The sequence below is a fragment of the Pseudoponticoccus marisrubri genome (assembly GCF_001482405.1).
Classification (GTDB): Bacteria; Pseudomonadota; Alphaproteobacteria; order Rhodobacterales; family Rhodobacteraceae; genus Pseudoponticoccus; species Pseudoponticoccus marisrubri.
In genome coordinates, this window is record NZ_LPXO01000008.1 from 148,211 (window position 1) to 174,225 (window position 26,015).

The following is a 26,015-nucleotide window of genomic DNA, read 5'->3' on the forward strand; positions in this document are numbered from 1 at the left end:
CTCCATGCGAGTCGGGCCGCGCGCCGGTGACATCCGGGCGCTGTCGCGCACGGGTTTGCCGGGTGGGGTGCGGATTGTCCAGCACCGCGCGGGCCCGGACATGCGAAGGGCCCGCCGGTCGGGCGGGCCCTGCATTCGGCTACCATGACGGAGCGGCCGGCGATCAGGTCTGCGCCTGCCGGGCCTTGTCGTCCTCGGCCGTGCCATCCTCGGGCGGGACAATCTCGGCATCGGGCACGTCGCGCCTTGTGTCCTCGGGTGTCTCCGCGCCGGCATCTGCGCCCGGCGCCTCGGCGGGTGCGTCGTTGCCCTTCGACTGGTCCTCGATCGCGCCCACGATCAGCGGCAGCATGTCGGCACCCGCCGGCAGCACCACCTCGGATTGCGGCGGCTTGCGCCAGTCCAGCGTATCGAAGGCCGAGCAGTTCGAACAGATCGGCTGCCACTCGGCATGAATCGTGTTGCAGTTGTCGCAGACCCATTGTGGGCCGCGCGGCGCGGTGAGCGCCTTGGCCAGCCAGCCGCGCACCACCTGCTCGGGCGCGCCCTCGCCCTTCTCGACCGCGGCCATGATGGCCAACACCCGCGCGTCGGGATCGCTTTCCGGCAGGTCGCCCAGCGCGCGCCGCGCCCCGGGGAAATCCTCGGCGGCAAGGTGCAGCTCGGCATTCAGCAGCTTGGTCTCGCGGTGGCCGGGGTTGATCCGGGTCAGCTGCAGGAAGCGCTTGAGCCGCTCGGCCGGGGTCTCGTTCGGCTCGATCTCGGCAAAGGCGGCGGCGAGATCGGGATGGGGATGGGTCTCCCATGCCTTCTTGAGCACCCGCACCGCGTTGCGCTTGCGGCCCTGCTCGATGAAGCCGCGCGCGGCCATGGCGGCGGCCGGGATCAGGTCGGGCGAGGTCCGGTTGGCCTCGATCGCCGCCTCGGCCGCCTTGGCGCTGTCGCTTTCGTTCTTGATGGCGATGGCCTCGGACAGGGCCAGCACCGCGTCGCGGCGGCGATAGATGTCGCGCGGCAGGTTGCCATGCTTGAGCTTGGCCGCCAGCGTCTTGCGCGCGCCCTTGAAGTCGCGCCCCTCGGCCTGCAGGCGCAAGAGCGTGTCCTGCACCTCGCCGTGGCGCGGCTTGATGACAAAGGCGCGCTCGGCCAGTTGCAACGCGGTGTCGGTGTCGCCGGCATCCAGCTTCTGCTTCATCAACCCGCGGATACCGACAAAGCGCGTCTCGTCCCGCTTGAGCAGCTTCTTGTAGACCTCCTCGGCCTTCTTGTGATCGCCCATCATCTCGGCCGCCTGCGCGGTGACCAGCTCGGTCAGCTCGGGCTTGTGCAGGTATTTCTCGGCCTTCTGGGCCTTGGCGATGGCAAGGCGCCCCTCGCCCGAGGCCAGCGCCATCAGGCCCTGGTAAAGCGCCTCATAGCCCTTGCGCTCGCGGTTGCGGTCGAAATAACGCGTCAGCGCGGTCTCGTCCCCGTTGATGAAGCGCAGCAGCGCGACGGTCAGCGAGACCAGCTTGAGGAACAGCCAGACCAGCCCGACGACGACGATCGCGGCGATCACCGATTGCAGCGGGCCCAGCGAGTATTCCATGCCGGCGACGGTGATCATCAGACCGCCTTCGCTTTCCAGCAGGTAGCCGGCCCCGAGGGTCAGCGCCGCGATCAACGCGACGAACACAACGATCTTGATGAGTGACCAAAGCATGTTTCGTGACCCTTACTGCTGGTTCAAATTCTGGCTCAGGCCATCGGCCGCCTGCACCGCGTCAAGCCGCAGCCGGGCCTGTTCGACCCAGCCGTCCAGTTCGGCCCGCGCGGCATCGGGCAGGGCGGCGATCTCGTCGAGCGCGGCCTGGAATTCGCCGCCCTGCACGGCCGCCTCGGCGCGTGACAGGATGGCGTCCGGGTCGTCCCCCTCGCGCGGGGTGACCGAGCGCGCGCCCAGCTGGTTCTGCAGGAAGGCGGCCATGCTCGTCCCGCCCTCGTCGGGGGCGGTCTCGCGCGCGGTGCGCAGCGCGGCGCGGGCGGCGTCCGGGTAGCTTTCGGCCAGAAGGGTCTGCGTCGGCACGCCGCTTTCGGCATTGGCGGCCAGCACCTCGGGCACGGCCACGTCATAGGCCTGCAGCTCGGCCAGCGGCTGGGCAAAGGGCTCGCCCGAGCGCACGGCGGCGCTCAGCGCGGCCACCGCGGCCAGCTTGGCGGCCATGTCGACCTGCGCCTCGGCGCTCTCGCGCACCTGCTCCGCCTCGGCGGCGACCTCCTCGATCCGGGCCTCCTGCGCCTCGACCCGCTCGCGCAGCGCGGCCAGCGCCTCGGTGGGCACAAGGTTGCCCAGCGCGTCGTTCAGCGCGGCCAGATCGGACTGGATCGCGCTCACCGCCTCGGCGGTCACCGTGGCGTTCAGCGCCTCCTGCTGGTCCGAGATCTCGGCACGCAGCTCTTCCAGCTCGCGCTCGTAGGCGGCGATCGCCTCGGGCGACAGCGCGTCGGCCAGCGGCTGTTTCTCGATCGCGGTCAACCGGCTGTCGAAGGCGGCGATGCCGTCATCGGTGGCCGTCAGCGCGCCACGGATCTCCTCGATGCTGTCCTCCAGCCCCGCCACGCTGCTGTTGAGCGCGCCAAGGTCGATCCCGGCCAGCGTCTCGCGCGTGGTGGCAAGGTCGGCGGCCAGCCCGTCGATGCGCTCGCCCTGTTGGCGCAGCGCGGTCTGCACGTCCTCGCGGAAGGGATCCGGGGCGCCCTGCGCCGCGAAGGGCCATGCGCCCGCCATGTATTGCGAGGCGCCGAAGCCCAGCCCGGCGGCCACGACACCGCCCAGCACCATCGGGACGAAACCGCCCTTGCGCTCGACCGTGGTCTCGCGGATCACCTGCGGCTCGGGCGCGGCGGCGGTACCGGCCAGCGTGTCCTTCTGCTCGGTCGCGGCGACATCCGGCCCGTCGAGCCCCGCGCCCCCGGTCGTGTCCGCGTCCATCGCGGCCGAGAGCGTGTCGCCCGCGGGGGCATCGTGCGTATCGTCGCCCGTGGTCGCGCCGGTCAGCGTATCGGCGTCGGAGCTCTCGCCCGTCAGCGTGTCGTCATCCGTGGTCGCGACCGTGTCCTCATCCGGTGCCCCGGCGGTCAGCGTGTCGGCGCCATAGGGCACGGTGTCGTAGGCATCGGAGGGCAGCGTGTCGGACGCCTCGGACACGGTCACGCTATCCTCGGCACTGCTCTCCACAGGCGCATCAGTATCGGCGCTGTCGTCCTGCCCTGCCGGGATCGCGTCATCCCCCGCAAGCGTGTCGGCACCAGCGGCCGTGTCGGCACCGGCGGCCAGGCTGTCGGAATCGGACGGGCCCGCGGCCAGGCTGTCCCCGGTATCGCCGGGCGCGGTCTGGTCCGCGCCGGTCAGGCTGTCCTTCTCCCGGTCGGTCCCCGATCCGCCGGTCCTGTGCTTTCTCGACTTTGCCACGTCCTGCAACCCTTCCCTGCGTCATCCCAAGGCGATAACCCCGGACACCCTAGTGCGCACACCCATCCGCGAGCAAGCCCGCCACGGCGTCCAGCATGGCGTCCGAGTCGGGGCGTGCGGCAATCCTCAATGACCGGTTATGCAGCGCGGCAAGCGGCTTGGCCACCGTTTCGCTCATCGCCGCGACACAAAGCGGCGCTTTCGGCGGCCTGGCAGCCAGCATTTGCGCCATGAGCGTGGCCGTGCGCGGCGAGTAGAGCGGCGCCACGACCGGGCTGTCGCCGTCCAGCGCGGCGCGCGCCTCGGCGCTCAGAGGCTGTTCGGGCTGGTCGTAGATCACCGCCTCGCGCGTCTCGATCCCGGCCGCGCTCAGCCTTGCGGCCACGTCGCCCCGCGCATGGCGCCCGCGCAGATGGCAGAGCGGTGCCGCCGGGCGCTGCGCGCTCAGCCGGGCCACCAGCGCCGCGGCATCACCGCCCGCGCTGTCCGCCACCATGCCGGCCTCGCGCGCCGTGCGCGCCGTGGCGTCGCCCACCGCGAAGACCGGCAGGTCGCGCGGCCCGCCCAGCGCGCACCAGGCCCGCACGCCATTGGCCGAGGTGATCACCAGCCCGCGCAGCCCGGCCGTGTCGGGCAGCGGACCGGTCACCGCGATGCCGATCAGCGGCGAGATCACGGCCCGGAAGTCCAGCCCCCGCGCCCGCAGCGCCGCGATCACCTCGCGCGCGGCCGGCTCGGGCCGGGTCATCAGCAGGACGGGGGCCGCCATGGCGTCTCCGGGATTGTGGGCCTTGGGCGCCGGTGGTAGCTGTATGTGTCCATCAAGGCAACGGGACCCCGGCATGACCCCTCCCCTCATCCTCGGGCTGGAGAGCAGTTGCGACGACAGCGCCGCGGCGCTGCTGCGCGGCACGCAGATCCTGTCCTCGGTCGTGCGGGGGCAGAACGCGCTGCACGCGCAGTTCGGCGGTGTCGTCCCCGAGATCGCCGCCCGCGCCCATGCCGAGACGCTGGATGTCTGCGTGGAGGCCGCGCTGGCCGAGGCCGGTGTGACACTGGAGGCGGTGGACGCCATTGCCGTGACCGCCGGGCCGGGCCTGATCGGCGGCGTGCTGTCGGGGGTGATGCTGGCCAAGGGGCTGGCCACCGGGCTGGGCGTGCCGCTGGTGGGCGTGAATCACCTGGCCGGGCACGCGCTGACCCCGCGGCTGACCGAAGATCTGCCCTTTCCCTACCTGATGCTGCTGGTCTCGGGCGGGCATTGCCAGTTCCTGATCGTGCGCGGGCCGCAGGACTTCGCGCGGCTCGGCGGCACGATCGACGACGCCCCGGGCGAGGCCTTCGACAAGACCGCGCGCCTGCTGGGCCTGTCCCAGCCCGGCGGCCCCTCGGTCGAGGATGCCGCCCGCGACGGCGACCCGGACCGCTTCCGCTTTCCCCGCCCGCTACTGGACCGGCCGGGCTGCGACCTGTCCTTCTCGGGGCTGAAGACCGCGCTCTTGCGCCAGCGCGATGCGCTGATCTCCGAACAGGGCGGGCTAAAGCGGCAGGACCGTGCCGATCTCTGCGCCGGGTTCCAGGCGGCGGTGCGCGACGTTCTGGTGGAAAAGACCGCGCGGGCCATCGATCTCTACCTGGCCGACGCCCCGGCCGCCCCGGCGCTGGCCATTGCCGGCGGGGTCGCCGCGAACGGCGTGCTGCGCGGCGCGCTGACCGGGCTCTGCACGGCGCGCGGGCTGCGCTTCTGTGCGCCGCCGCTGAAGCTGTGTACCGACAACGCGGCGATGATCGCCTATGCCGGCGGCGCGCTGCTGGAGGCCGGGCTGCACCATGACATGACGCTCTCGGCCCGTCCGCGCTGGCCGCTGGACGCGGGCGCCGCGCCGCTGATCGGGTCGGGCAAGAAGGGCGCCAAGGCATGAGCGTCGCGATCCTCGGCGGTGGCGCCTTCGGCACCGCACTGGCCATCGCGCTGGCCGGATCGGGACCCGTGACACTCTGGGCGCGCGACGCCGAGGCCTGCCGGCAGATGGCCCAGACGCGCCGAGCCCCGCGCCTGCCCGACATTCCGCTGCCCGACGTCATCACGGTCGAGCCCGATCTCGCCCGCGCCGCCGCACAGGACACGCTGCTGCTGGCCGTGCCGATGCAGGCGCTGTCAGGCCTGCTGGCGGCGCTGCCAGAGACCCGGGGCAAGGCGCTGGTCGCCTGCTGCAAGGGGCTGGACCTGGCCAGCCTGACCGGCCCGTCCAAGGTGATCGCGACCCGCTGCCCCGAGGCGGTGCCCGCCGTGCTGACCGGCCCCAGCTTTGCCGCCGATATCGCGCGCGGCCTGCCCACCGCGCTGACGCTGGCCTGTGCCGATGCCGCGCGGGGCGAGGCCCTGCAGCACGCCCTGTCGACCCAGTCCCTGCGGCTCTACCGCAGCACCGACTCCACCGGGGCCGAACTGGGCGGCGCGCTCAAGAACGTCATCGCCATCGCCTGCGGCGCCGCGATCGGCGCCGGGCTGGGCGACAGCGCGCGTGCCGCCGTCATGACCCGGGGCTTTGCCGAGATGACCCGCCTTGCGGCCGAGCTGGGCGGGCGCCCCGAGACACTGGCCGGCCTGTCGGGCCTGGGCGATCTTGCGCTGACCTGCGGCTCCGAGCTGTCGCGCAACTACCGCTACGGCCTGGCGCTGGGGCGGGGCGAGAGCTTCGACCCCGCCGTCACGGTCGAGGGCGCCGCCACCGCGCGCGCCGTGGCGCAGCTGGCCGAGCGGCGCGACCTGCCCATGCCGGTCTGCGCCGCGGTCGCCCGGGTGACCATGGGCGAACTGACCGTGCCCCAGGCGCTCGAATCCCTCCTCGCCCGCCCGCTGCGGCAGGAAGACCCGCTCTGATCCACGGGAGATCCCACATGCGATACTGGCTCTTCAAATCCGAACCCTCGACCTGGTCCTGGCAGGATCAGCAGGCGAAAGGCGCGGCCGGAGAGGAATGGGACGGCGTGCGCAACTACCAGGCGCGCAACTTCATGCGCGAGATGACGCTCGGCGATCGCGGCTTCTTCTACCACTCGCAGAAGGAGAAGGCCGTGGTCGGCACGGTCGAGATCTGCGCCGAGAGCCATCCCGACAGCACCACCGACGACCCGCGATGGGACTGCGTGGACATCCGGGCGCTGCAGGCGGCGCGAACCCCCGTGACGCTGGACGCGATCAAGGCCGATCCGCGCCTGTCCGAGATGGTGCTGGTCCGCAACTCGCGCCTCTCTGCGCAGCCGGTGACCGACGCGGAATGGCGCGCGGTGTGCAAAATGGCCGGGATCGACCCCGACGCCTGAGTGCAGGAATTCCGGTGGTGCCGCAGGTGGTCGTATTGTCGACGTTTGAAATCACAAGACTTTGAGTGTCGTCGAATCGTTACCAAAGCGTCATGATCGTGCAGCAAGCGTCTCATAGCCGGCATGCATGAACGTGACTGAAAACAGGGAATGACATGAAAACGCTCACCACACTCACCGCCGTCGCCATCCTCGCCATGGCGTCGCAGGCCTCGGCCGAATTCCAGCTGGGCGATCGCTACGTCGACAATGACGGCGACCTGATCGCCGACATCCCGACCGACGAATCCGAGCTGATCGACCCGTCGACGCTGATCTTCGCCTACACGCCCGTCGAGGATCCGGCCGTCTATGCCGAGGTGTGGCAGGGGTTCCTGGATCACATGTCCGAGGTGACCGGCAAGAACGTGCAGTTCTTCCCCGTCCAGTCCAACGCCGCCCAGATCGAGGCGATGCGCGCCGGGCGCCTGCACGTCGCAGGCTTCAACACCGGCTCGAACCCGCTGGCCGTGGCCTGCGCCGGCTTCCGCCCCTTTGCCATGATGGCGGCCGAGGACGGATCGTTCGGCTACGAGATGGAGATCATCACCTATCCCGGCTCGGGCATCGAAAGCGTCGAGGACCTGAAGGGCGAGACGCTCGCCTTCACCTCCGAGACCTCCAACTCGGGCTTCAAGGCGCCCTCGGCGATCCTCAAGGCCGAGTTCGGCATGGAAGCGGGCAGCGATTTCGAAGCGACCTTCTCGGGCGCGCATGACAGCTCGATCCTGGGCGTGGCCAACAAGGACTACACCGCCGCCTCGATCGCCAACTCGGTCAAGGGCCGCATGCTGGACCGCGAAGTGGTGACCGAGGACCAGCTGGTCACGGTCTACACCTCGCAGACCTTCCCCACCACGGGCTACGGCACGGTCTACAACCTGACCCCCGAGCTGCAGGACAAGATCCGCGAGGCGTTCTTCAGCTACGAGTGGGAAGGCACCGCGCTGGCCGAGGAATTCGGCCGCAACGGCGAGGACCAGTTCATCGAGATCACCTTCCAGGACGACTGGTCGGTCATCCGCACCATCGACGAGGCCAACGGCGTCGTCTACGAGTGCAACTGACCTAACTGAACGACCTGAACCTGCGGGGTGCGGGGGGCGGACGGTCCCTCGCATCCCGTTCCTGTTTGAGAGGTGGAGATGCTGAAGCTCGAGGGTCTATCCAAGACGTACAAGACCGGCGACGCGGCGCTGAGCGACGTGACGCTGACCATTCCGAAAGGACAGATCGTGGGCCTGATCGGTCCCTCGGGCGCAGGCAAGTCCACCCTGATCCGCTGCATCAACCGGCTGGTGGAGCCCTCTGCCGGCAAGGTGCTGCTGGGCGATGTCGACCTCGCCCGGCTGGGCAAGACCGAGCTGCGGCGCCAGCGCCGCCGCATCGGGATGATCTTCCAGGAATACGCCCTGGTCGAGCGCCTGACGGTGATGGAGAACGTCCTGTCCGGGCGCCTGGGCTACGTGCCGTTCTGGCGCAGCTTCCTGCGCCGCTATCCCGGGCGCGACGTGCAGCAGGCCTTTCGCCTGCTCGACCGCGTGGGGCTGATGCACCAGGCCGACAAGCGCGCCGACGCGCTGTCGGGCGGCCAGCGCCAGCGGGTCGGCATCGCGCGGGCGCTGGCGCAGGAGCCGGAGCTGCTGCTGGTCGATGAGCCGACCGCCAGCCTCGACCCCAAGACCTCGCGCCAGATCATGCGGCTTCTGACCGAGATCTGCGCCGAACGCGACTTGCCGGCCATCGTGAACATCCACGACGTGCCGCTGGCGCAGCAATTCATGCAGCGCATCATCGGGCTGCGCGCCGGCGAGGTGGTGTTCGACGGCACCCCGCGCGAGCTGACCGAGAACGTGCTGACCACGATCTATGGCGCCGAGGACTGGGACGCCATGCGCCGCGGCGACGAGGAGCAGTCCGCCGCCGAGGCCGACGCGCGGGACCGCATGGCGGCGCTGGCCCAATGAGCACGCAAGAGTATCCCACCACCTGGCGGCGCCCGCCGCAGATCGTCACCGACCGGCGCTGGCGCATTGCGCTGCAGCTGGGCATCCTCGCCTATCTCGTGCTGGCCCTGGGCTCGGTCGAGGTGGACTGGCAGCGCGTCTCGGTCGGGCTCGAACGCGGGCAACGCTTCATCATGGGCTTCCTGCAGCCCGACTTCACCAGCCGCTGGGGCGACATCTCGCGCGGGCTGGTCGAAAGCCTGACCATGACGCTGACCTCCACCGTGGTGGGGGTGCTGATCTCGGTGCCGATCGGCATCGGCGCGGCCCGCAACCTCGCGCCCGCCTGGCTCTACTATGTCTGTCGCTCGATCATCGCGGTCAGCCGCGCGCTGCAGGAGATCATCATCGCGATCTTCCTCGTGGCGATGTTCGGCTTTGGCCCCTTCGCCGGCTTCCTGACGCTCAGCTTCGCCACGATCGGCTTTCTCGCCAAGCTGCTGGCCGATGACATCGAGGAAATCGACGAGGCCCAGGCCGAGGCGATCCGCGCCACCGGCGCCTCGTGGTGGCAGCTGGTCAACTACGCCGTGCAGCCGCAGGTCATGCCGCGGCTGATCGGGCTGTCGCTCTACCGGCTCGACATCAATTTCCGCGAAAGCGCGGTGATCGGCATTGTCGGTGCCGGTGGCATCGGCGCGACGCTGAACACCGCCATCGACCGTTACGAATATGACAGCGCGGGGGCCATCCTGCTGATCATCATCGGCATCGTGATGATTGCCGAATACGGCTCCAGCTACCTCCGGAAGTTCCTGCAATGACCGAGATTTCGCATTACAGCCAGACCTGGGCGCACCGCACCCCGCGGGCGCGCCTGGCGCTGTGGACCGGGTGGGTGGCGCTGGTGGCGCTGTTCCTCTGGTGCTGGCAGCTGATGACCGAGAACACGATCTGGGCCTTCGTCTGGGACGCGCCGCGCCAGGCCGCGGATATCGGGTCGCGCATGATGCCGCCCCGGCTGTCCTACCTGCCCGAGCTCATGGTGCCGCTCTGGGACACGCTCAACATCGCCACGCTGGGCACGATTGCCGGCGTCATCATGGCGGTGCCCGTGGCCTTCCTCGCGGCGCGCAACACCACGCCCTCGGCGCGGTTCCTGCGGCCCGTGGCCCTGTTCATCATCGTGGCCTCGCGCTCGATCAACTCGCTGATCTGGGCGCTGCTGCTGGTGGCCATCATCGGGCCGGGCATCCTGGCCGGCATCGTGGCCATTGCGCTGCGCTCGATCGGCTTCGTGGGCAAGCTGCTCTACGAAGCGATCGAGGAGACCGACGCCAAGCAGATCGAGGCGATCGAGGCAACCGGCGCCAGCGCGACGCAGGTGCTGAATTACGGCATCGTGCCGCAGATCATGCCCGCCTTCTGGGGCATCTCGGTCTTCCGCTGGGACATCAACATCCGCGAAAGCACCATCCTCGGGCTGGTCGGAGCCGGGGGCATCGGCCTGAAGCTGCAGGCCTCGCTGAACGTGCTGGCCTGGCCGCAGGTGACGGTGATCCTGCTGCTGATCCTCGGCACGGTGGTGGTCAGCGAATGGGTCTCGGCCAAGGTCCGGCGGGCGATCATATGACCCCGGCCGAGGCGTTCGCCGCCTACGAGGCGGTCCGTCACCGGCTGCCGCCCGCCCGGGGCGGCGGCGTGGCCGAACCTGTTCAGACGCTGGAGGACATCGCCGACCGGTTCGACGTCTTCCTGCTGGATGCCTTCGGCGTGCTGAATATCGGCGAGGCCGCGATCCCCGGCGTGGTCGAGCGCATCGCCGGGCTGCAGGCCCGCGGCAAGCGGTGCCTCGTCGTGACCAATGCGGCGGGCTATCCGCATGCCATGCTGATGGCGCGCTACGCGCGGCTCGGCTATGCCTTCGATCCGGCCGACGTGATCTCCAGCCGCGCAACCCTGCTGGCCGCGCTGCGGGACGCGCCGGCCCGACGCTGGGGCCTGATGGCGACCGAGCGTTTCGGCACCGAGGATCTCGAGGGGATCGACATCACCTTCCTCGCCGAGGATCCGGACGCCTATGACCGGGTCGAGGGGTTTCTGATGCTGGGCTCGGCCGCCTGGACCGAACCCCGGCAGGCCCTGCTCGAAGACGCGCTGCGCGCCCGGCCGCGGCCGGTCCATGTGGGCAATCCCGACATCGTCGCCCCGCGCGAGACAGGCTTCTCGATCGAGCCCGGCTATTTCGCCCATCGCCTCGCAAATGCCACGGGCATCACGCCGCTCTTCTTCGGCAAGCCCTTCGCCAATATCTACGACCTCGCCTTTGCCCGGCTGGGCCCGGTCGACCGGTCGCGCGTGGTGATGGTGGGCGACAGCCTGCACACCGACGTGCTGGGCGCCCAGACCGCCGGCATCGCCTCGGCGCTGGTCACCGGGCACGGCTTCTTCGACGGCACTGACGCCCGCGCCGCGATGCAGGCGGCGGGGATCTTCCCGGATATCTGGCTGGACCGGCCCTGAAGCGGCTCACGCTGGCGATCACGGCCGTGGCGCCGCGCAGGCGGCTCCGGCGCGAAATCGGTCGGCCAGCCGCAGGGAGGGCATGACACCCGCCCTGCCCCTGTTCACGCATTCAAGGCGAGAGGCCATCCGGCCCGTGCGCTACCCCTGCAGGGATTTCACCACCAGTTCGCCCTCTTGCCGGGCGCGGATGGCCTGGGCGGCGGCGTGGGCGGCGGCGGCGGTGGTGAAATAGGGGATCTTGTCATAGAGCGCGACCGAGCGGATCTCGCGGCTGTCCTCGACCGCGGCGGCGCCCTCGGTCGTGTTCATCACCAGCTGGATGCCGCCATCCTTCATCACGTCGACGATGTTGGGCCGGCCTTCATAGACCTTCTTGACCGTCTCGCAGGCGATGCCGTGGGCGTCGAGGAACGCCGCCGTGCCGCGCGTGGCGACGATGGTGAAGCCCAGCCCGGTCAGGATCCGCGCGGTCTCGGCCAACTGGTCGGTCTTGTCCTCGTCCTTGATCGAGAAGAACACCGCGCCCGCCTCGGGCAGATGGGTGCCGGCGCCCATCTGCGCCTTGAGGAAGGCCCGCGGGAAGGAGCGGTCCCAGCCCATGACCTCGCCGGTCGAGCGCATCTCGGGGCCGAGCAGCGTGTCGACACCGGGGAAGCGGGCGAAGGGCAGCACCGCCTCCTTGACCGAGAACCACGGCATGTCCGGATCGGCCAGCGTCATCGGATCGGCCATCGGCAGGTCGCTGTCGTAATCGGTCTCGGCCGGATAGCCCTCGCGCAGGGGGAAGGCAGAGAGCGGCTCGCCCGCCATGACGCGCGCGGCGATCGAGGCGATGGCGCTGTCGGTGGCCTTGGCGACGAAGGGCACGGTGCGGCTGGCGCGGGGGTTCACCTCGATCAGGTAGATCTCGCCATCCTTGACCGCGAACTGCACGTTCATCAGGCCCACCACGTGCAGCGCCCGGGCGAGCGCCTCGGTCTGGCGCTTGATCTCGGCGATGGTGCCTTCGTCCAGAGAATAGGGCGGCAGCGAACAGGCGCTGTCGCCCGAATGCACGCCGGCCTCCTCGATATGCTGCATGATGCCCGCCACATGCACCGCCTCGCCGTCGCAGAGCGCGTCGACGTCCAGCTCGACCGCGCCGGCGAGGTAGCTGTCCAGCAGCACGGGGCTGTCGCCCGAGACGACCACCGCCTCGGCCATGTAGCGCTCCAGCCCGGCCATGTCGCGCACGATCTCCATGGCGCGGCCGCCCAGCACGTAGGAGGGGCGGATCACCAGCGGAAAGCCGATCTGCTCGGCGATGGCGATGGCCTGCGCCTCGGTCGAGGCAATGCCGTTGCGTGGCTGGCGCAGCCCCAGCTGGTTGACCAGCGCCTGGAACCGCTCGCGGTCCTCGGCCAGGTCGATCGCGTCGGGCGTGGTGCCGAGGATCGGGATGCCCTCGGCCTCGAGCGCGCGGGCCAGCTTCAGCGGCGTCTGGCCGCCGAACTGCACGATCACGCCGTGCAGCGTGCCCTTCTCCTGCTCGACGCGCAGGATCTCCATCACGTGCTCGAAGGTCAGCGGCTCGAAATACAGCCGGTCCGAGGTGTCGTAATCGGTCGAGACGGTCTCGGGGTTGCAGTTGACCATGATGGTCTCGTAGCCCGCGCCGGTCAGCGCGAAGCAGGCATGGCAACAGCAATAGTCGAACTCGATCCCCTGCCCGATCCGGTTCGGCCCGCCGCCCAAGATGATCACCTTCTTGCGGTCCGAAGGGCGCGCCTCGCATTCCGCCTCGTCGAAGACCGGGGTCTCGTAGGTGGAATACATGTACGGGGTCTGGGCCTCGAACTCGGCCGCGCAGGTGTCGATACGCTTGAAGACGGCGGTGACGCCCAGCCCGGTGCGGCGGCGGCGCACATCCCGCTCGGAAAACCCGGTCAGCCGGGCGAGCCGGGCATCGGTGAAGCCCATCATCTTGAGGTCGCGCAGCGCGCCGGCCTCCTGCGGCAGCCCCTCGCGGCGGATGCGGGCCTCGGCCTCGATGATCTCGCGGATGCGGTCGAGGAACCAGGGGTCGAACATGGTCACGGCGTGGATCTCGTCATTGTCCAGACCGTGGCGCATGGCCTGCGCAATGGTGCGCATGCGGTCCGGCGTCGCCTCGGACAGCGCCTTGACGATGGCGACCCGGTCGCTCTCGGACAGCGCGGCATCGCCGGCGGCGGTCTCGGCCGCGGCGGTCACGCCGGGGATGGCGATCTCGTCGAAGCCGGTCAGCCCCTGCTCCATCGAGCCCAGCGCCTTCTGCAGGCTCTCGTGGATGGTGCGGCCGATGGCCATGGCCTCGCCCACCGATTTCATCGCCGTGGTCAGGTTCGGCTGCGAACCGGGGAACTTCTCGAAGGCGAATTTCGGGATCTTGGTGACGACATAGTCGATCGTCGGCTCGAAGCTGGCCGGCGTCACCTTGGTGATGTCGTTGTCCAGCTCGTCCAGCGTGTAGCCCACCGCCAGCTTGGCGGCGATCTTGGCGATCGGGAAACCCGTCGCCTTGGAGGCCAGCGCCGAGGAGCGGCTGACCCGCGGGTTCATCTCGATCACCACCATGCGGCCGTTGTCCGGGTTCACGGCCCATTGCACGTTCGACCCGCCGGTCTCGACCCCGATCTCGCGCAGCACGGCGATCGAGCCGTTGCGCATCATCTGGTATTCCTTGTCGGTCAGCGTCAGCGCCGGCGCCACGGTGATCGAATCGCCCGTGTGCACGCCCATCGGGTCCACGTTCTCGATCGAGCAGACGATGATGGCATTGTCCGCGCGGTCGCGGACCACCTCCATCTCGAATTCCTTCCAGCCCAGCAGGCTCTCGTCGACAAGGATCTGCCCCACGGGCGAGGCATCCATGCCCGAGCGGCAGTAATGGATGTAATCCTCGCGGTTATAGGCCACGCCGCCGCCGGTGCCGCCCAGCGTGTAGGCGGGGCGGATGATGGCGGGCAGGCCGACATAGTCCAGCGTCTCCAGCGCGCGGGCCACGCCGGCCTCCAGGTCGCGCTTGCCATCCGGGCGTTCCGGCGCGGTCACGATGGTCGCCTTGGGATTCTCCAGCCCGATCCGGTCCATCGCCTCGCGGAACAGCGCGCGGTCCTCGGCCATCTCGATGGCCTCGCGCTTGGCGCCGATCATCTCGACCCCGTATTTCTGCAGCACGCCCATTTCTTCCAGCTTGAGCGAGGTGTTCAGCCCGGTCTGCCCGCCCATGGTGGGCAGCAGCGCGTCGGGGCGCTCCTTCTCGATGATCCGCGCCACCACCTCGGGGGTGATCGGCTCGATATAGGTGGCATCGGCCAGCCCGGGATCGGTCATGATCGTCGCCGGGTTCGAGTTCACCAGGATCACCCGGTAGCCCTCTTCGCGCAGGGCCTTGCAGGCCTGGGCCCCGGAATAGTCGAACTCGCAGGCCTGCCCGATGATGATGGGCCCGGCGCCGATGATCATGATCGAGGAGATATCGGTACGTTTGGGCATGGGCGGACCTCTTCGAGACGGCATGACAAGACGGGGCGGGGACTCGTCCCGGCCCGCAAATTGTTGCGGTTTATAGAGATGCGCGTGCCGGCTTCAAGACCTCATCCGGGCCGGCCCGCCGCTCATCGCGCGCACGGCCCGTCCGGCCTTTCATCTTTCCGCCAAATACTCCCGCCGGAGGCGTCCGAGCCGCGCCACATGGCGCGCGGCCGGGGATCATTCCGCGGCCATCTCGCGCGGGCGCTCCGCCGCTTCGGGCGCATAAAGGTAGTCGCGCGTGATCGGCACCTGCACCATGTCATGGGCCAGTTGCCATTGCTGGACATGCAGGTGCCCCATGGCAAAGGACATCTCGACCGAGGCAAGGTAGAAGCGCCACATGCGCAGGAAGGCCGCGTCGAACATCGCGACCACCTCCTCGGCGCGGGCCTCCAGCCGGTCGCGCCAGGCGCGCAGCGTATGGCTGTAATGAAGCCGCAGCGCCTCGTCATCGCATTGGTAGAGCCCGGCCCGCTCGATCGCACGGTAGATCTCCGAGGCCGAGGGCGCGTAGCTGCCCGGAAAGATGTACTTGTCGAACCAGGCATTGTTCGGCCGCGGCGGGCCGGATTTCACGATGGAATGGATCAGCGCCACCCCGTCCGGCGCCAGCAGCGCGTTAACCTTGTCGAAATAGGTCTGGAATTGCGGGCTGCCCACATGCTCCAGCATGCCGACGCTGACGATCCGGTCGAAGGGCTCGTCCAGCTTGCGGTAATCCTGCAGGCGCAGGTCGATCCGGTCCTCCAGCCCCGCCTCGGCGACGCGCGCGCGCGCCGTGGCCAGCTGGTTGCGCGACAGCGTCACCCCGGTGACCCGCGCGCCGTAATCGCGCGCCAGGGTCAGCGCCATGCCGCCCCAGCCGCAGCCGATATCCAGCACCCGCATGTCGGGCGCGATCAGCAGCTTGCGCGCGATATGCGCCTTCTTGGCCTCCTGCGCCGCGTCCAGCGTCATGCCGGGCCGGCTCCAGTAGGCGCAGGAATACTGCATGTCGGCATCGAGGAAGAGCCGGTAGAGATCGTCCGAGATGTCGTAATGATGCGCCACGTTGCGCCGTGCGGTCAGCGGCGTGTTGCGCTGGATCGCCCACATCAACCGGGTCTGCACCGCCCGCGGGATCCGGTACCAGGCCGGCATGCCACCGGAATTCTGCGCCCGGATCAGGATCTGCAGCAGGTCGGTCAGCCGGTCATCCCCGACGCTCAGCGTGCCGTCGGTATAGCACTCGCCCAGCGCCAGCGCCGGGCGCTGCAAGAGCCGGCGCACGGCGCGGGCTTCGTGGATCGTCACGGTCGCCTCGGGCGCGTCCGCCCCGCCGGGGCCAAAGCTCTCCCGCGTCCCCGAGGGCAGATGGACGGTCAGCCGCCCCCAGCGGATCATCCGTCGCAACATGGAACGGAACAGCGTTTCGGACATGGCCATACCTCCGTGACTGACGTGCCCTTCACTCATTCGTCAGCCAGAGTTTACCAGCACAGCAGATTCGCACCAAATCCGGGCCTGCGACTTGACTTCCCGCGCCCTTCCGCGTGTATCGGCGCTCAACATCCGACACCCGTCCGGAAAAGGGACCGATCATGCACGCCTATCGCAGCCATACCTGTGCCGACCTGACCAAGACCGACGTCGGCGCCACCGTCCGCCTGTCGGGCTGGGTGCACCGCATCCGCGACCATGGCGGCGTCCTGTTCATCGACCTGCGCGACCATTACGGCGTCACGCAGGTGCTCTGCGATCCCGACAGCCCGGTCTTCGCCGAGGTCGAGCGCGTCCGTTCGGAATGGTGCATCCGCATCGACGGCGTGGTGAAGGCCCGCGACGAAAGCCTCGTGAACCCGCGCCTGCCCACCGGCGAGATCGAGGTCTTCATCCGCGACATGGAGGTGCTGGGCGCGGCGCAGGAACTGCCGCTGATCGTCTTCGGTGACCAGGAATACCCCGAGGAGACGCGCCTGCGCTACCGCTATCTAGACCTGCGGCGCGAGGCGATGCAGCGCAACATGACGCTGCGCTCGGACGTGGTGGCCAGCCTGCGTCGCCGCATGTGGGACAGCGGCTTCCGCGAGTACCAGACCCCGATCATCACCGCCTCCAGCCCCGAGGGGGCGCGCGACTTCCTCGTGCCCTCGCGCCTGCATCCGGGCCGGTTCTACGCGCTGCCGCAGGCGCCGCAGCAGTTCAAGCAGCTGATCATGGTCTCGGGCTTCGACAAGTATTTCCAGATCGCACCCTGCTTCCGCGACGAGGATCCGCGCGCCGACCGCTCGCCCACGGATTTCTACCAGCTCGACATGGAGATGTCCTTCGTCACCCAGCAGGACGTGTTCGACACGATCGCCCCGGTGATCGCGGGCGTGTTCGAGGAATACGGGCAGGGCGCCCGCGTCGACGCGCCGGCCGACTGGCCGCAGATCCCCTATGCCGAGGCGGCGCTGAAATACGGCACCGACAAGCCGGACCTGCGCAACCCGATCGAGATGCAGGACGTCTCCGAGCATTTCCGCGGCTCGGGCTTTGCCATCTTCGCCAAGCTGCTGGAGCAGGACGGCACCCAGATCCGCGCCATCCCCGCCCCCACTGGCGGCAGCCGCAAGTTTTGCGACCGCATGAACGCCTTTGCCCAGAAAGAGGGCCTGCCGGGCATGGGCTACATCTTCTGGCGCGCGAAGGGCGACGAGATGGAAGCCGCCGGCCCGCTGGCCAAGAATATCGGCCCCGAGCGCACCGAGGCGATCCGCCAGCAGCTGGGCCTTGGCGTCGGCGACGCGGCCTTCTTCCTGGGCGGCAAGCCGCAGGCCTTCGAACGCGTGGCGGGCAAGGCGCGCGACGTGATCGGCGAGGAACTGGGCCTGACCGAAAAGGACCGCTTCGCCTTTGCCTGGATCGTCGATTTCCCGATCTACGAACAGGACGAGGAAAGCGGCGAGATCGATTTCGAGCACAACCCCTTCTCCATGCCGCAAGGGGGCATGGAGGCGCTCGAGGGCAACCCGCTCGACGTGAAGGGCTTCCAGTACGACCTAGCCTGCAACGGCTACGAGATCGTCTCGGGCGCGATCCGCAACCACAAGCCCGAGGTCATGCTGAAGGCCTTCGAGATCGCCGGCTACGGCGAGGACGAGGTCAAGAGCCGCTTCGGCGCGCTGTTCAACGCCTTCCATTACGGCGCCCCGCCGCATGGCGGCTGCGCGGCCGGGATCGACCGGATCGTGATGCTGCTGGCCGACGAGATGAACATCCGCGAGGTCATCATGTTCCCGATGAACCAGCGCGCCGAGGACCTGATGATGAACGCGCCCTCCGAGCCCTCCAGCGACCAGCTGATGGAGCTGTCTCTGCGCGTCATCCCGCAGGACTAGGGCATGGACGAGACGCGCCCCGTCATCGACCCCGAGGACGGCACGATCCTTGCCATCCGCACCATCGCCATGCCCGCCGACACCAACCCGGCGGGCGACATCTTCGGCGGTTGGCTGATGAGCCAGATGGACCTTGCTGCCGGCAACGTGGCCGGGCGCGTGTCGCGCGGGCGCGCCGCCACCGTGGCGGTCGAGGGGATGAAGTTCCACGAACCGGTCAAGGTGGGCGACGAGGTCACGCTGTTTGCGCGGCTGGTCTCGCGCGGGCGCACCTCGATGCGGATCGCGGTCGAGGCCTGGGCCCGCAAGCGCTTCACCGATGAGAGCGCGCAGGTCACGGCGGCGGATTTCTACTTCGTCGCGCTGGACGAGGCCGGCAACAAGCGGGCCCTGCCCGAGGAGTGACCGCCACGCTGATCCTTGGGAGAGACTGATGACCCCGCCGCTCTACACCGCCTCCGTGCCGGTCTTCCTGCACTATCTTGACCGGGCGCGCATCCTCGTGCATGCCTGCCACGGCCGGCCCGACCTGCTCGAGGCGCGGCTGGCGCCGGACATGTTCCACGCCGCCCAGCAATTCGCCAGCGCCGCCGGGTTCAGCCTGCGCGGCACACTGCCGCTGGTCGGCCAGCCCGTCCCCGAGTTTCCCGCCGCTGCGATGGATCACGAGGGGCTGATGGGCCGGCTGCGCTTTGCCCGCGACACGCTGGACGCGCTGGACCCCGCCGATTTCGAAGGCGCCGAGATCCGCGAGATCCCGCACCGCGCCGGCTTTGCCGAGCTGATACAGAGCGGATCGGACTACCTGCACCTCTTCGCGATGCCCAACTTCATGTTCCACCTGTCCATGGGCTTTGCCGTGCTGCGCCAGGGCGGCCTCGATATCGGAAAGAGCGATTTCGACGCCCTGCACGACTATCCTCCCGGCTTCCGCTTCTGAGCCGTTACGCCGTGAGTATTTTTGGAAAGATGAAAGAGCCGGGCCCGACTTGGTGACACGGGTTGCCCGTCGTATGGACGGGGGCAGGCACTGGCCGTGCCGGTTTGCCGAGGCACGCACGGCCAGACTTGCGGTAAGGGTTCAGTCTTCGAGGCTGTCCTGCAGCTTCTTCTCGATCAGGTCGCGCTCCTTGTCCTTGCGGTCGGAGAAGCGCTGGCCGTAGCCGTCGATCTCGTCTTCGGGGATGACCTCGCGGGCGCGGGCGAAGACCTCGTCCTCTTCTTCCTCCATGTGGTGGTCGTAATCGTGCTGCAGTGTGTGGAATTTCTGCAGCCAGCCGGGCGAGGACATGTCCGTGTTGTTGAGCTCTTCCATCAGGTCGTCGAGCTGTTGGTGTTCGTGCACCGAGTGGCGCGCGGCGTCCTGGCCCCAGGTCTTGGAGATGAGCTTGGAATAGAAGGTCTCTTCCTCGGCGGCGGCGTGGCTTTTCACGTCCTCGTAGAACTGTGCCCAGGCGCGCTTGCGGGTCTCGGATGCGCCGCTGGTATCGGCGATCGTGGCCATCAGCTTGCGATGCGTGTCGTGGTCGGCCTTGATGGCGGAATATATGTCAGGCATGCGTATCTCCCTTGTGCGAGGCGCAAACGCGCGAGGCTCGGCATCGTTCCGCGCAACCGGACGTGTTGGGTACGGACTATGCGCATTGGCCCCTGTCCCACACCCCAGTCGGCTGTATGATCGGGGTGGTCGCGATCATCGGAAGGCGCCATGCGGTTCGATCCCATTCTTGCAGAGACCCGCTTTGGCTGCGGGCTCTCGCCCCTGGTGGCGCCGCCCGCCGACGGTGCGGCGCTGCTGGCCGGGCTGGAAGCGCCCGACGTCATGGCGGCGCGGTTCCCCATCGAGCGCTTCGCAACGTTCCTGTCGCGCATGCGCACGCGGCGCGACTGGCAGAAGATCCTGCGCGACAATCGCGGCAGCGCAATGGGCGAGGCCGCGCGCAAGGAGATCCGGTTGCTGAACAAGGCGGCGCGGCAGGATAACCTGCAATGGCTGGCCGCGCATGTGCTGCGCCGGGTCTACAGCCCGACCCCGTTCCGCGAGCGGCTGGAGGGGTTCTGGGCCGATCACTTCACCGCCACGGGCAAGGCCGGGCTGATCCGGCGCGCCACCTCTCCCTACATCGAGGAGGCGATCCGCCCGAACCTGTCGGGCCGGTTCGAGGATCTGCTGATCGCCGCGGTCACCCATCCGCTGATGGTGCATTACCTCGATCAGCAACGCTCGGCCGGGCCCGGCTCGGCGCGGGCGCAACGGCGGCCGGGCGTGTTCGGGCTGAACGAGAACCTCGCGCGCGAGATCCTCGAGCTGCACACGCTGGGGGTGGACGGGCCCTATACGCAGGCCGATGTGCGCCAGCTGGCCGAGCTTATGTCCGGGCTGACGCTGCATTTCAATGTCGGGCGGCAGTTCCGCAAGGACATGGCCGAACCGGGGGCCGAGACCGTGCTGGGCGTGAGCTATGGCGGCGGCACCCCGCATCTACGCGATATCGAGGCGGTGCTACGCGATCTTGCCCGGCACCCGGCCACGGCGCGACATGTCGCGCGCAAGCTGGCCACGCATTTCGTCTCGGACCGGCCGGAGCCGTCGCTGGTTGCGGCGCTGGAGCAGGCCTATCGCGACAGTGGCGGCGAACTTCGCGCCGTCTATGCCGCCCTGCTGGCGCATCCGGCGGCGTGGGACCGGGCGCGGCCCAATGTGAAGCAGCCGTTCCACTTCATCGCCTCGGCCTGCCGGGCGCTGGTCGTGCCGCCCGAGGCGCTGCTGGGCCAGTCCGAGCGCGCCTTGCGCCTGCGCCTGGCGGATCCGCTGCGGCTGATGGGCCATGTCTGGCAGAAACCCGACGGCCCGGACGGGCTGGCCGAGGCCGACAGCGCCTGGATCACGCCGCAGGGCATGGCGGCGCGGCTGCAATGGGCGGTGGCCATGCCGCGCATCCTGCTGCCCGACCTGCCCGATCCGCGCGACTTCGTTACCACGGCGCTGGGCCCCGACGTGCCGGAGGCGGTGCGCTTTGCCGCCCGCGCCGCCGAGAGCCGCGCCGACGGGATCGGCATGGTGCTGATCTCGCCCGCTTTCCAGAGGATGTGAGCCATGGACCGCCGCGCCTTCCTGACCCGCTCTGCCGCGCTGGGCTGTTCGCTGGCCGCGAGCCCGCTGGTCACGCCGATGAGCTTTGCCGCCGCGCCCGGCGAGGGGCGGCTGGTCGTCATCCTGCTGCGCGGGGGGATGGACGGGCTGGCCACGGTGATGCCCCATGGCGATCCGGGTTTTGCCGCGCTGCGCCCGGCGCCCGATTTCGAGACCGATCTGGATCTTGGCGGCGGTTATGCGCTGGCCGGCGCGCTGGGCGGGCTGGCGCCGCTCTGGCAGGCGGGGCAACTGGGGGTGGTGCACGCGGTCTCGACCCCGTATCGCGACAAGCGCAGCCATTTCGACGGGCAGGACCTTCTGGAGGCGGGCGGCGGCGACCCGAGGCGCGGCCTGCCGCGGGATGGCTGGCTGAACCGGCTGGTGCAGAGCCTGCCGGGGGCCACGGCGCAGACCGCCTATGCCGTGGGGCACGATCCGCTCGCCATCCTGGGCGGCGCGGCCGAGGTGCAACGCTGGGCGCCCGAGAGCGACCTTGCGCTCAGCCCGCAGGCGATCCGGCTGGCCGGGCGGGTGATGCAGGACGACCCCGCCATGGCGGCAGCGCTGCAGGCCGCTTTGCGGCTGGCCGATGGCGATGGCGACGCGGTGGCCGTGCCCGGCGGCGAAGCGGCGATGATGGACGCGATGATGCAGGACATGACCGCCGCGCGCGGCGGGGGCCATCATGCGAGGCTGGCCGGGTTCGCCGCGGACCGGCTGCGCGAGGAGGCGCGCATCGCCAGCTTCTCGCTCAACGGTTGGGACACGCATGCCAACCAGGCCCGCGGGCTGAACCGTGCGCTGGGGGTGCTGGCCGAGACGATCACTGCACTGCGTGACGGGCTGGGCGGCCCGGTCTGGCGGCATACCGCGGTCGTCGCCGTCACCGAGTTCGGCCGCACCGTGCGGCTGAACGGCTCGGGCGGGACGGATCACGGCACGGGGGGTGCCATGCTGCTGGCCGGCGGCGCGATCCGTGGCGGCCGGGTGGTGACCGACTGGCCGGGACTGGCCGAGGCCGACCTCTATGACCGGCGCGACCTGCGCCCCACCCGCGACCTGCGCGCGCATCTGGGCTGGCTGATCCGAGGGCTCTACGGGATCGACCGGGCCACGATCGAGCGGGTGGTCTTCCCCGGGCTCGAGATGGGCCGCGACCCGGGGCTGCTGCTCTAGATCGCGACGCGGTCGGTCAGGCGATCCTGCACCAGTGCCGCCAGCCGGGCGAGGTTGGACTGGACCGGACGGCCGGCGCGGCGCGCATCGGTCAGGTCATCGGCCGCCTGTTGCAGCACGTGGTCGCCGGCGCTGCGTGCCACGCCCGAAAGGAATTGCCCGACATAGGCCATGGCGCGGTCATCCTCCCGGTCGTCCAGCACGTCGGCCGCGTGGGCCATGTCGTCGCGAAAGGCCAGCGGATCGGGGCAGACCGGGTCATCGCTGACCAGCCGCGGGCCCTTGGGGCGCCGCTCGGCCGGCAGCGCGCCCAGGATCACGTTCTGGAACTGCACGACGGAAGAGACCGGCTTGTCGAGGAACCCGTCCGCCCCGGCGGCCAGCGCCACCTCCTGCGCGAAACTGTCGCCGCTGGTGCCGAGGATCGCGTCGACCCGCGGGCAGGCTTGTGCCAGCTCCGAGATCAGATCGGCCCCCGAACCGTCAGGCAGGCCGAGATCGATGATCACCGCGCTGGGGCGGTAGACCTGCAGGTGGCGGCGCGCCGATTTCAGGCAGTCCGCCCGCCGGATGCGCGCGCCCGAGCGCAGGCACAGAAGCCGCATCGCGTCGCAGGAATAGCGGCTGTCCTCGACCACGAGGATGGTCAGCCCCAAGAGCGGCCGTGTCGCCGTGGGCCGCAGATGCGCGGCCAGATCCGTGTCGTCCATGTCATCCCCTTCCGTTTCCGAGTCGGGCTCCAGATTGCCGCGACACGGTGAACAAGCGGTTAAGCGTCGCGGGTGCTTGCCGCACTGTCCCGCCCGCGCCATAACCATGGCAAAGCGCAAGAGGAGATTGTCATGATCGGCCGCCTGAACCATGTCGCCATCGCCGTCCCCGATCTCGAGGCGGCCTCGGAGCAGTACCGCTCGGCCCTCGGGGCCAAGGTGGGCGCCCCGCAGGACGAACCCGATCACGGCGTGACCGTGGTGTTCATCGAATTGCCCAACACCAAGATCGAACTGCTCTACCCGCTGGGCGAGGACAGCCCGATCAAGGGGTTCCTCGACAAGAACCCCGCCGGCGGCATTCACCATGTCTGCTACGAGGTCGAGGACATCCTTGCCGCGCGCGACCACCTGAAGGAGAGCGGCGCGCGGGTGCTGGGCACGGGCGAGCCCAAGATCGGCGCGCATGGCAAGCCGGTGCTCTTCCTGCATCCCAAGGATTTCAACGGCTGCCTCGTGGAACTGGAGCAGGTCTGATGGGCATTACCTCGGCCATCGTGCTTTACGCAGTGATCTGGTTCATGACCTTCCTCTGCGTGATCCCGATCCGCCTGAAGACGCAGGGCGACCTGGGCGAGGTCGTGCCTGGCACCCATGCGGGCAGCCCCGAGATCCACAACCTCAAGCGCAAGGCCTGGATCACCACCGGCGTCGCGCTGGTGATCTGGGCCATCGTCGCGGGCGTCATCGTGTCGGGGCTGATCACGGTGCGCGACGTGGATGGCTGGATGTGGAACCGCATGTCGCCGCCCGCCACGGGCGGCTGAGCCGCGCCCTGCCCGAAATGGACAATTCGGGCAGGATTTCCGGCATTTCGGACAGGCCCGCGCTCAGCGCGGGGCGGGCTGGCTGGTCAGGCGGTGGAAGATGTGGGTGAAGCTCGCCGCGCCGATCACCGGGATCACGAGGTTCAGGATCGGCACCGAGAGCGGGATCGCCATCAGCACGCCGGCCGCCCAGATCGTCACGAGGTGACGCTTGCGCAGCCGCGCGGCCTCGGCCCGTCCGACGCGGCGCATCGCGGCCAGCGTGAAATATTCCCGCCCCAGAAGAAAGCCGTTCAGGCCCCAGAAGATGAACGGGGCGAAAGGCACGAGGAACAGGTAGAGCACCAGCGCCACGAGGTTGGCCGCGATCAGCGTGCCCAGAAAGCCGGCCGTGTCGCGCAGCCCGTCGGCAAGGCTGACCGGCTGGGCGGGGCCCAGATGCGGGTAATGCCGGTCCTCGACCGCCTGCGCCACGTCGTCGAGAAAGAGCGAGGTGATCGCCGAGGCCACCGGCACCATCAGGAAAACCGACAGCACCAGCATCACCGGCAGCGCCGCCCAGCTGAGCGCGGTGTCGAGCCAGGCGATGGTGCCGATCCAGGGCAAGGTGATCTCGTCTCCGACCAGCCAGCCGACACCCCAGACGAACAGCGCGTTCACCGCGAAAAGCAGCAGAAGCGCCAGCCCGACGCCGCGCAGCAGCACGCCGCGGAAGCGCGGATCGCCCATCTGGCCAAGCGCCTTGAGCAGCGCGTCGGCGATCATTCCGACACCCAGGTCGTGATCGCGTCGAGATCCGGGCGCGGACGCTCTGGCGGGGCGCTGGTTTCGGTCCCGATATGGACGAAGCCGGCCACGGACTCGTTGGGCGCCAGACCCAGCGCATCGGCGAGGAATCCCCGGTCATGCGAGGCCCAGCCCGACAGCCAGTTCGCGCCCCAGCCATCGGCCAGCGCGGCATTCAGCAGCGCAAGACAGACGGCGCCGGCGGAATAGCTCTGCTCGATCGCGGGGATCTTGTCCGAGGGCTTCTGCACCTCGATCACGGCGACGCAGAGCGGGCTGTTGGCAAAGGCCCCGGCCGCCTTGGCGCAATCGGCCTCTTCCTTGCCCAGCCGCGCGCCGCAGTCCTCGGCCGCGCGGGCCAGACGCTGCAGCGCCGCGCCCTGCAGCACCACGAAGCGCCACGGCTCCAGCTTGCCGTGATCGGGGCTGCGTGCGGCGGCGGTCAGCAGAGTGCGCAGCCGCTGGGCATCGGGGCCCGGGGCGGACAGGGTCTTGGCCGGGCGCGAGCGGCGGGTCAGAAGGAAGTCGAGGGCGTGGGGGTTCGGATCGGGCATGGTCTCTCCTGTCGCGTCCTGACCTATGTCAGCCCGGCAGCGGCCGGATTCAACCGCCAAAGTTGCGCCGCCCGGCCCGGGCTGCTAGCCGGCGGCATGACCCTGCCCGACCTGTCCCACCTTGTCCAAGATGGCGCGCTGCTGCAGGTGCGCGTGACGCCCAAGGCACGGCGCACCGCGTTGCAGATGGAGGGTGAAGTGCTGCGCGCGCAGGTCACCGCGCCGCCCGACAAGGGCAAGGCCAATGCCGCGGTGCAGGCGCTGCTGGCGCAGGCAATGGGGCTGGCCAAGTCGCGGCTGGTGTTGGTGCGCGGCCACACGTCGCGTGACAAGTGCTTCCGGATCGAGCTGTAGCGGCGCCGGCGCGCTCACTCCTCGCGGCGATAGAGCCCCTCGGGCAGGTTCACCGCGGCCACCAGATCGCGCATCTGGGCGATCGAGAGGGTGATCTTCTGCATGCTGTCGGTGCGGGCGTCGTATTGCTCGACCGTGATGCATTCCTCGAAGGAATTGATGACCACGTCCTCCTGCAGGGGCGTGGATCCCTCGTCGACAAGCGTGACGACCGTGGCGTCGAATTCGTGCTCGATGGTGAACATGTCGCGACACTAGCGGTCGCG

26 protein-coding genes are annotated in these 26,015 nt (G+C 69.3%); 16 read left to right on the plus strand and 10 right to left on the minus strand.

Translation table 11 applies throughout. The features are described 5' to 3' along the window. Positions 1 to 163: 163 nt before the first annotated feature. From AVJ23_RS14190 to AVJ23_RS14200, 3 genes are read right to left on the minus strand one after another with little or no spacing between them, the layout of a single operon-like run. Positions 164 to 1,702: a heme biosynthesis protein HemY gene (locus AVJ23_RS14190; RefSeq protein WP_058862859.1), complete on the minus strand. Its 1,539-nt coding sequence runs from the start codon at positions 1,700 to 1,702 to the stop codon at positions 164 to 166. A gap of 12 nt (positions 1,703 to 1,714) precedes the next feature. After that, positions 1,715 to 3,451 carry a COG4223 family protein gene (locus AVJ23_RS14195; protein ID WP_157772679.1) on the minus strand — a complete coding sequence of 579 codons (1,737 nt, stop codon included), beginning with the start codon at positions 3,449 to 3,451 and terminating at the stop codon, positions 1,715 to 1,717. A gap of 49 nt (positions 3,452 to 3,500) precedes the next feature. Then, positions 3,501 to 4,220: a uroporphyrinogen-III synthase gene (locus AVJ23_RS14200; protein ID WP_058862861.1), complete on the minus strand. Its 720-nt coding sequence runs from the start codon at positions 4,218 to 4,220 to the stop codon at positions 3,501 to 3,503. A 73-nt stretch (positions 4,221 to 4,293) separates the two neighbouring features. On the opposite strand from AVJ23_RS14200, the gene tsaD reads away from it, so the two are divergent. The 8 genes from tsaD (at position 4,294) to AVJ23_RS14240 (ending at position 11,286) form a co-directional block, all read left to right on the plus strand. Beyond that, on the plus strand, positions 4,294 to 5,373 hold the full coding sequence (gene tsaD, locus AVJ23_RS14205) for a tRNA (adenosine(37)-N6)-threonylcarbamoyltransferase complex transferase subunit TsaD (RefSeq protein ID WP_058862862.1): 1,080 nt from the start codon (positions 4,294 to 4,296) through the stop codon (positions 5,371 to 5,373). Next, positions 5,370 to 6,335, plus strand: coding sequence for an NAD(P)H-dependent glycerol-3-phosphate dehydrogenase (locus tag AVJ23_RS14210; RefSeq protein ID WP_058862863.1), 966 nt, complete (start codon positions 5,370 to 5,372; stop codon positions 6,333 to 6,335). The genes tsaD and AVJ23_RS14210 overlap by 4 nt, the downstream gene beginning before the upstream one ends. A 17-nt stretch (positions 6,336 to 6,352) precedes the next feature. Further along, positions 6,353 to 6,778, plus strand: coding sequence for an EVE domain-containing protein (locus tag AVJ23_RS14215; protein ID WP_058862864.1), 426 nt, complete (start codon positions 6,353 to 6,355; stop codon positions 6,776 to 6,778). 155 nt (positions 6,779 to 6,933) lie between these two features. Next, on the plus strand, positions 6,934 to 7,884 hold the full coding sequence (gene phnD, locus AVJ23_RS14220; RefSeq protein ID WP_058862865.1) for a phosphate/phosphite/phosphonate ABC transporter substrate-binding protein: 951 nt from the start codon (positions 6,934 to 6,936) through the stop codon (positions 7,882 to 7,884). A gap of 78 nt (positions 7,885 to 7,962) precedes the next feature. Next, entirely contained in the window at positions 7,963 to 8,784 is an 822-nt protein-coding gene (phnC, locus tag AVJ23_RS14225) for a phosphonate ABC transporter ATP-binding protein (RefSeq protein ID WP_058862902.1), read from the plus strand. Then, positions 8,781 to 9,587 carry a phosphonate ABC transporter, permease protein PhnE gene (phnE, locus tag AVJ23_RS14230; RefSeq protein ID WP_058862866.1) on the plus strand — a complete coding sequence of 269 codons (807 nt, stop codon included), beginning with the start codon at positions 8,781 to 8,783 and terminating at the stop codon, positions 9,585 to 9,587. Before phnC ends, phnE (AVJ23_RS14230) begins: the two co-directional genes overlap by 4 nt. Next, positions 9,584 to 10,396 carry a phosphonate ABC transporter, permease protein PhnE gene (gene phnE, locus AVJ23_RS14235; RefSeq protein WP_058862867.1) on the plus strand — a complete coding sequence of 271 codons (813 nt, stop codon included), beginning with the start codon at positions 9,584 to 9,586 and terminating at the stop codon, positions 10,394 to 10,396. The genes phnE (AVJ23_RS14230) and phnE (AVJ23_RS14235) overlap by 4 nt, the downstream gene beginning before the upstream one ends. Beyond that, a complete protein-coding gene (locus AVJ23_RS14240; RefSeq protein ID WP_084794593.1) occupies positions 10,393 to 11,286 on the plus strand; it encodes an HAD-IIA family hydrolase in 894 nt (297 codons plus the stop codon). The genes phnE (AVJ23_RS14235) and AVJ23_RS14240 overlap by 4 nt, the downstream gene beginning before the upstream one ends. Before the next feature lie 141 nt (positions 11,287 to 11,427). Here the strand turns inward: AVJ23_RS14240 and carB are convergent, their stop codons facing one another. After that, positions 11,428 to 14,805, minus strand: a complete 3,378-nt coding sequence (gene carB, locus AVJ23_RS14245; RefSeq protein ID WP_058862869.1) for a carbamoyl-phosphate synthase large subunit — start codon at positions 14,803 to 14,805, stop codon at positions 11,428 to 11,430. A 216-nt stretch (positions 14,806 to 15,021) separates the two neighbouring features. Next, positions 15,022 to 16,263, minus strand: a complete 1,242-nt coding sequence (locus AVJ23_RS14250) for an SAM-dependent methyltransferase (protein WP_058862903.1) — start codon at positions 16,261 to 16,263, stop codon at positions 15,022 to 15,024. Positions 16,264 to 16,424: 161 nt separating this feature from the next. Between AVJ23_RS14250 and aspS the strand changes: the two genes are divergently transcribed. The 3 genes from aspS to AVJ23_RS14265 are packed head-to-tail and all read left to right on the plus strand — an operon-like array spanning position 16,425 to position 19,146. Further along, positions 16,425 to 18,206: an aspartate--tRNA ligase gene (gene aspS, locus AVJ23_RS14255; protein ID WP_058862870.1), complete on the plus strand. Its 1,782-nt coding sequence runs from the start codon at positions 16,425 to 16,427 to the stop codon at positions 18,204 to 18,206. 3 nt (positions 18,207 to 18,209) lie between these two features. Further along, entirely contained in the window at positions 18,210 to 18,611 is a 402-nt protein-coding gene (locus AVJ23_RS14260) for an acyl-CoA thioesterase (protein WP_058862871.1), read from the plus strand. A gap of 28 nt (positions 18,612 to 18,639) precedes the next feature. After that, on the plus strand, positions 18,640 to 19,146 hold the full coding sequence (locus tag AVJ23_RS14265; protein WP_058862872.1) for a DUF1993 family protein: 507 nt from the start codon (positions 18,640 to 18,642) through the stop codon (positions 19,144 to 19,146). A 141-nt stretch (positions 19,147 to 19,287) separates the two neighbouring features. On the opposite strand, the gene AVJ23_RS14270 is transcribed toward AVJ23_RS14265, so the two are convergent. After that, complete coding sequence (locus tag AVJ23_RS14270; protein WP_058862873.1) at positions 19,288 to 19,764, minus strand: hemerythrin domain-containing protein; 477 nt, start codon at positions 19,762 to 19,764, stop codon at positions 19,288 to 19,290. 150 nt (positions 19,765 to 19,914) lie between these two features. On the opposite strand from AVJ23_RS14270, the gene AVJ23_RS14275 reads away from it, so the two are divergent. Together AVJ23_RS14275 and AVJ23_RS14280 are read left to right on the plus strand one after the other, a co-directional pair. Beyond that, the gene (locus AVJ23_RS14275) at positions 19,915 to 21,300 is read left to right on the plus strand and encodes a DUF1800 domain-containing protein (RefSeq protein ID WP_058862874.1); all 1,386 of its coding nucleotides are present in this window, start codon (positions 19,915 to 19,917) and stop codon (positions 21,298 to 21,300) included. A 3-nt stretch (positions 21,301 to 21,303) separates the two neighbouring features. Continuing rightward, entirely contained in the window at positions 21,304 to 22,518 is a 1,215-nt protein-coding gene (locus AVJ23_RS14280) for a DUF1501 domain-containing protein (RefSeq protein WP_058862875.1), read from the plus strand. Here AVJ23_RS14280 and AVJ23_RS14285 read toward each other — a convergent pair. Continuing rightward, complete coding sequence (locus tag AVJ23_RS14285; protein ID WP_058862876.1) at positions 22,515 to 23,228, minus strand: response regulator; 714 nt, start codon at positions 23,226 to 23,228, stop codon at positions 22,515 to 22,517. The two genes, AVJ23_RS14280 and AVJ23_RS14285, sit on opposite strands and share 4 nt — an antisense overlap. Positions 23,229 to 23,360: 132 nt before the next feature. On the opposite strand from AVJ23_RS14285, the gene mce reads away from it, so the two are divergent. Both mce and AVJ23_RS14295 read left to right on the plus strand, forming a co-directional pair. Further along, the gene (gene mce, locus AVJ23_RS14290) at positions 23,361 to 23,765 is read left to right on the plus strand and encodes a methylmalonyl-CoA epimerase (protein ID WP_058862877.1); all 405 of its coding nucleotides are present in this window, start codon (positions 23,361 to 23,363) and stop codon (positions 23,763 to 23,765) included. Continuing rightward, positions 23,765 to 24,055, plus strand: coding sequence for a DUF1467 family protein (locus AVJ23_RS14295; protein ID WP_058862878.1), 291 nt, complete (start codon positions 23,765 to 23,767; stop codon positions 24,053 to 24,055). The genes mce and AVJ23_RS14295 overlap by 1 nt, the downstream gene beginning before the upstream one ends. Before the next feature lie 63 nt (positions 24,056 to 24,118). On the opposite strand, the gene AVJ23_RS14300 is transcribed toward AVJ23_RS14295, so the two are convergent. After that, positions 24,119 to 24,820 carry an EI24 domain-containing protein gene (locus AVJ23_RS14300; RefSeq protein WP_058862879.1) on the minus strand — a complete coding sequence of 234 codons (702 nt, stop codon included), beginning with the start codon at positions 24,818 to 24,820 and terminating at the stop codon, positions 24,119 to 24,121. Continuing rightward, on the minus strand, positions 24,817 to 25,395 hold the full coding sequence (locus AVJ23_RS14305) for a nitroreductase family protein (RefSeq protein ID WP_058862880.1): 579 nt from the start codon (positions 25,393 to 25,395) through the stop codon (positions 24,817 to 24,819). Before AVJ23_RS14305 ends, AVJ23_RS14300 begins: the two co-directional genes overlap by 4 nt. Before the next feature lie 96 nt (positions 25,396 to 25,491). Here AVJ23_RS14305 and AVJ23_RS14310 point away from each other — a divergent pair, with 96 nt between their 5' ends. Beyond that, positions 25,492 to 25,749 carry a DUF167 domain-containing protein gene (locus AVJ23_RS14310; RefSeq protein ID WP_058862881.1) on the plus strand — a complete coding sequence of 86 codons (258 nt, stop codon included), beginning with the start codon at positions 25,492 to 25,494 and terminating at the stop codon, positions 25,747 to 25,749. Positions 25,750 to 25,763: 14 nt separating this feature from the next. On the opposite strand, the gene AVJ23_RS14315 is transcribed toward AVJ23_RS14310, so the two are convergent. After that, the gene (locus AVJ23_RS14315) at positions 25,764 to 25,994 is read right to left on the minus strand and encodes a DUF8831 family protein (protein WP_058862882.1); all 231 of its coding nucleotides are present in this window, start codon (positions 25,992 to 25,994) and stop codon (positions 25,764 to 25,766) included. Positions 25,995 to 26,015 lie beyond the last annotated feature (21 nt).

Coding starts and splice junctions, on each gene's coding strand:
- AVJ23_RS14250 (WP_058862903.1), bottom strand. CDS start 16,263: ATGTCCGAAACGCTGTTCCGTTCCATGTTGCGACGGATGATCCGCTGG.
- AVJ23_RS14210 (WP_058862863.1), top strand. CDS start 5,370: ATGAGCGTCGCGATCCTCGGCGGTGGCGCCTTCGGCACCGCACTGGCC.
- mce (WP_058862877.1), top strand. CDS start 23,361: ATGATCGGCCGCCTGAACCATGTCGCCATCGCCGTCCCCGATCTCGAG.
- AVJ23_RS14240 (WP_084794593.1), top strand. CDS start 10,393: ATGACCCCGGCCGAGGCGTTCGCCGCCTACGAGGCGGTCCGTCACCGG.
- tsaD (WP_058862862.1), top strand. CDS start 4,294: ATGACCCCTCCCCTCATCCTCGGGCTGGAGAGCAGTTGCGACGACAGC.
- phnD (WP_058862865.1), top strand. CDS start 6,934: ATGAAAACGCTCACCACACTCACCGCCGTCGCCATCCTCGCCATGGCG.
- AVJ23_RS14260 (WP_058862871.1), top strand. CDS start 18,210: ATGGACGAGACGCGCCCCGTCATCGACCCCGAGGACGGCACGATCCTT.
- phnE (WP_058862867.1), top strand. CDS start 9,584: ATGACCGAGATTTCGCATTACAGCCAGACCTGGGCGCACCGCACCCCG.
- AVJ23_RS14215 (WP_058862864.1), top strand. CDS start 6,353: ATGCGATACTGGCTCTTCAAATCCGAACCCTCGACCTGGTCCTGGCAG.
- AVJ23_RS14300 (WP_058862879.1), bottom strand. CDS start 24,820: ATGATCGCCGACGCGCTGCTCAAGGCGCTTGGCCAGATGGGCGATCCG.
- AVJ23_RS14315 (WP_058862882.1), bottom strand. CDS start 25,994: ATGTTCACCATCGAGCACGAATTCGACGCCACGGTCGTCACGCTTGTC.
- AVJ23_RS14275 (WP_058862874.1), top strand. CDS start 19,915: ATGCGGTTCGATCCCATTCTTGCAGAGACCCGCTTTGGCTGCGGGCTC.
- phnC (WP_058862902.1), top strand. CDS start 7,963: ATGCTGAAGCTCGAGGGTCTATCCAAGACGTACAAGACCGGCGACGCG.
- AVJ23_RS14295 (WP_058862878.1), top strand. CDS start 23,765: ATGGGCATTACCTCGGCCATCGTGCTTTACGCAGTGATCTGGTTCATG.
- AVJ23_RS14190 (WP_058862859.1), bottom strand. CDS start 1,702: ATGCTTTGGTCACTCATCAAGATCGTTGTGTTCGTCGCGTTGATCGCG.
- AVJ23_RS14285 (WP_058862876.1), bottom strand. CDS start 23,228: ATGGACGACACGGATCTGGCCGCGCATCTGCGGCCCACGGCGACACGG.
- AVJ23_RS14280 (WP_058862875.1), top strand. CDS start 21,304: ATGGACCGCCGCGCCTTCCTGACCCGCTCTGCCGCGCTGGGCTGTTCG.
- phnE (WP_058862866.1), top strand. CDS start 8,781: ATGAGCACGCAAGAGTATCCCACCACCTGGCGGCGCCCGCCGCAGATC.
- carB (WP_058862869.1), bottom strand. CDS start 14,805: ATGCCCAAACGTACCGATATCTCCTCGATCATGATCATCGGCGCCGGG.
- AVJ23_RS14305 (WP_058862880.1), bottom strand. CDS start 25,395: ATGCCCGATCCGAACCCCCACGCCCTCGACTTCCTTCTGACCCGCCGC.
- AVJ23_RS14200 (WP_058862861.1), bottom strand. CDS start 4,220: ATGGCGGCCCCCGTCCTGCTGATGACCCGGCCCGAGCCGGCCGCGCGC.
- AVJ23_RS14310 (WP_058862881.1), top strand. CDS start 25,492: ATGACCCTGCCCGACCTGTCCCACCTTGTCCAAGATGGCGCGCTGCTG.
- aspS (WP_058862870.1), top strand. CDS start 16,425: ATGCACGCCTATCGCAGCCATACCTGTGCCGACCTGACCAAGACCGAC.
- AVJ23_RS14265 (WP_058862872.1), top strand. CDS start 18,640: ATGACCCCGCCGCTCTACACCGCCTCCGTGCCGGTCTTCCTGCACTAT.
- AVJ23_RS14270 (WP_058862873.1), bottom strand. CDS start 19,764: ATGCCTGACATATATTCCGCCATCAAGGCCGACCACGACACGCATCGC.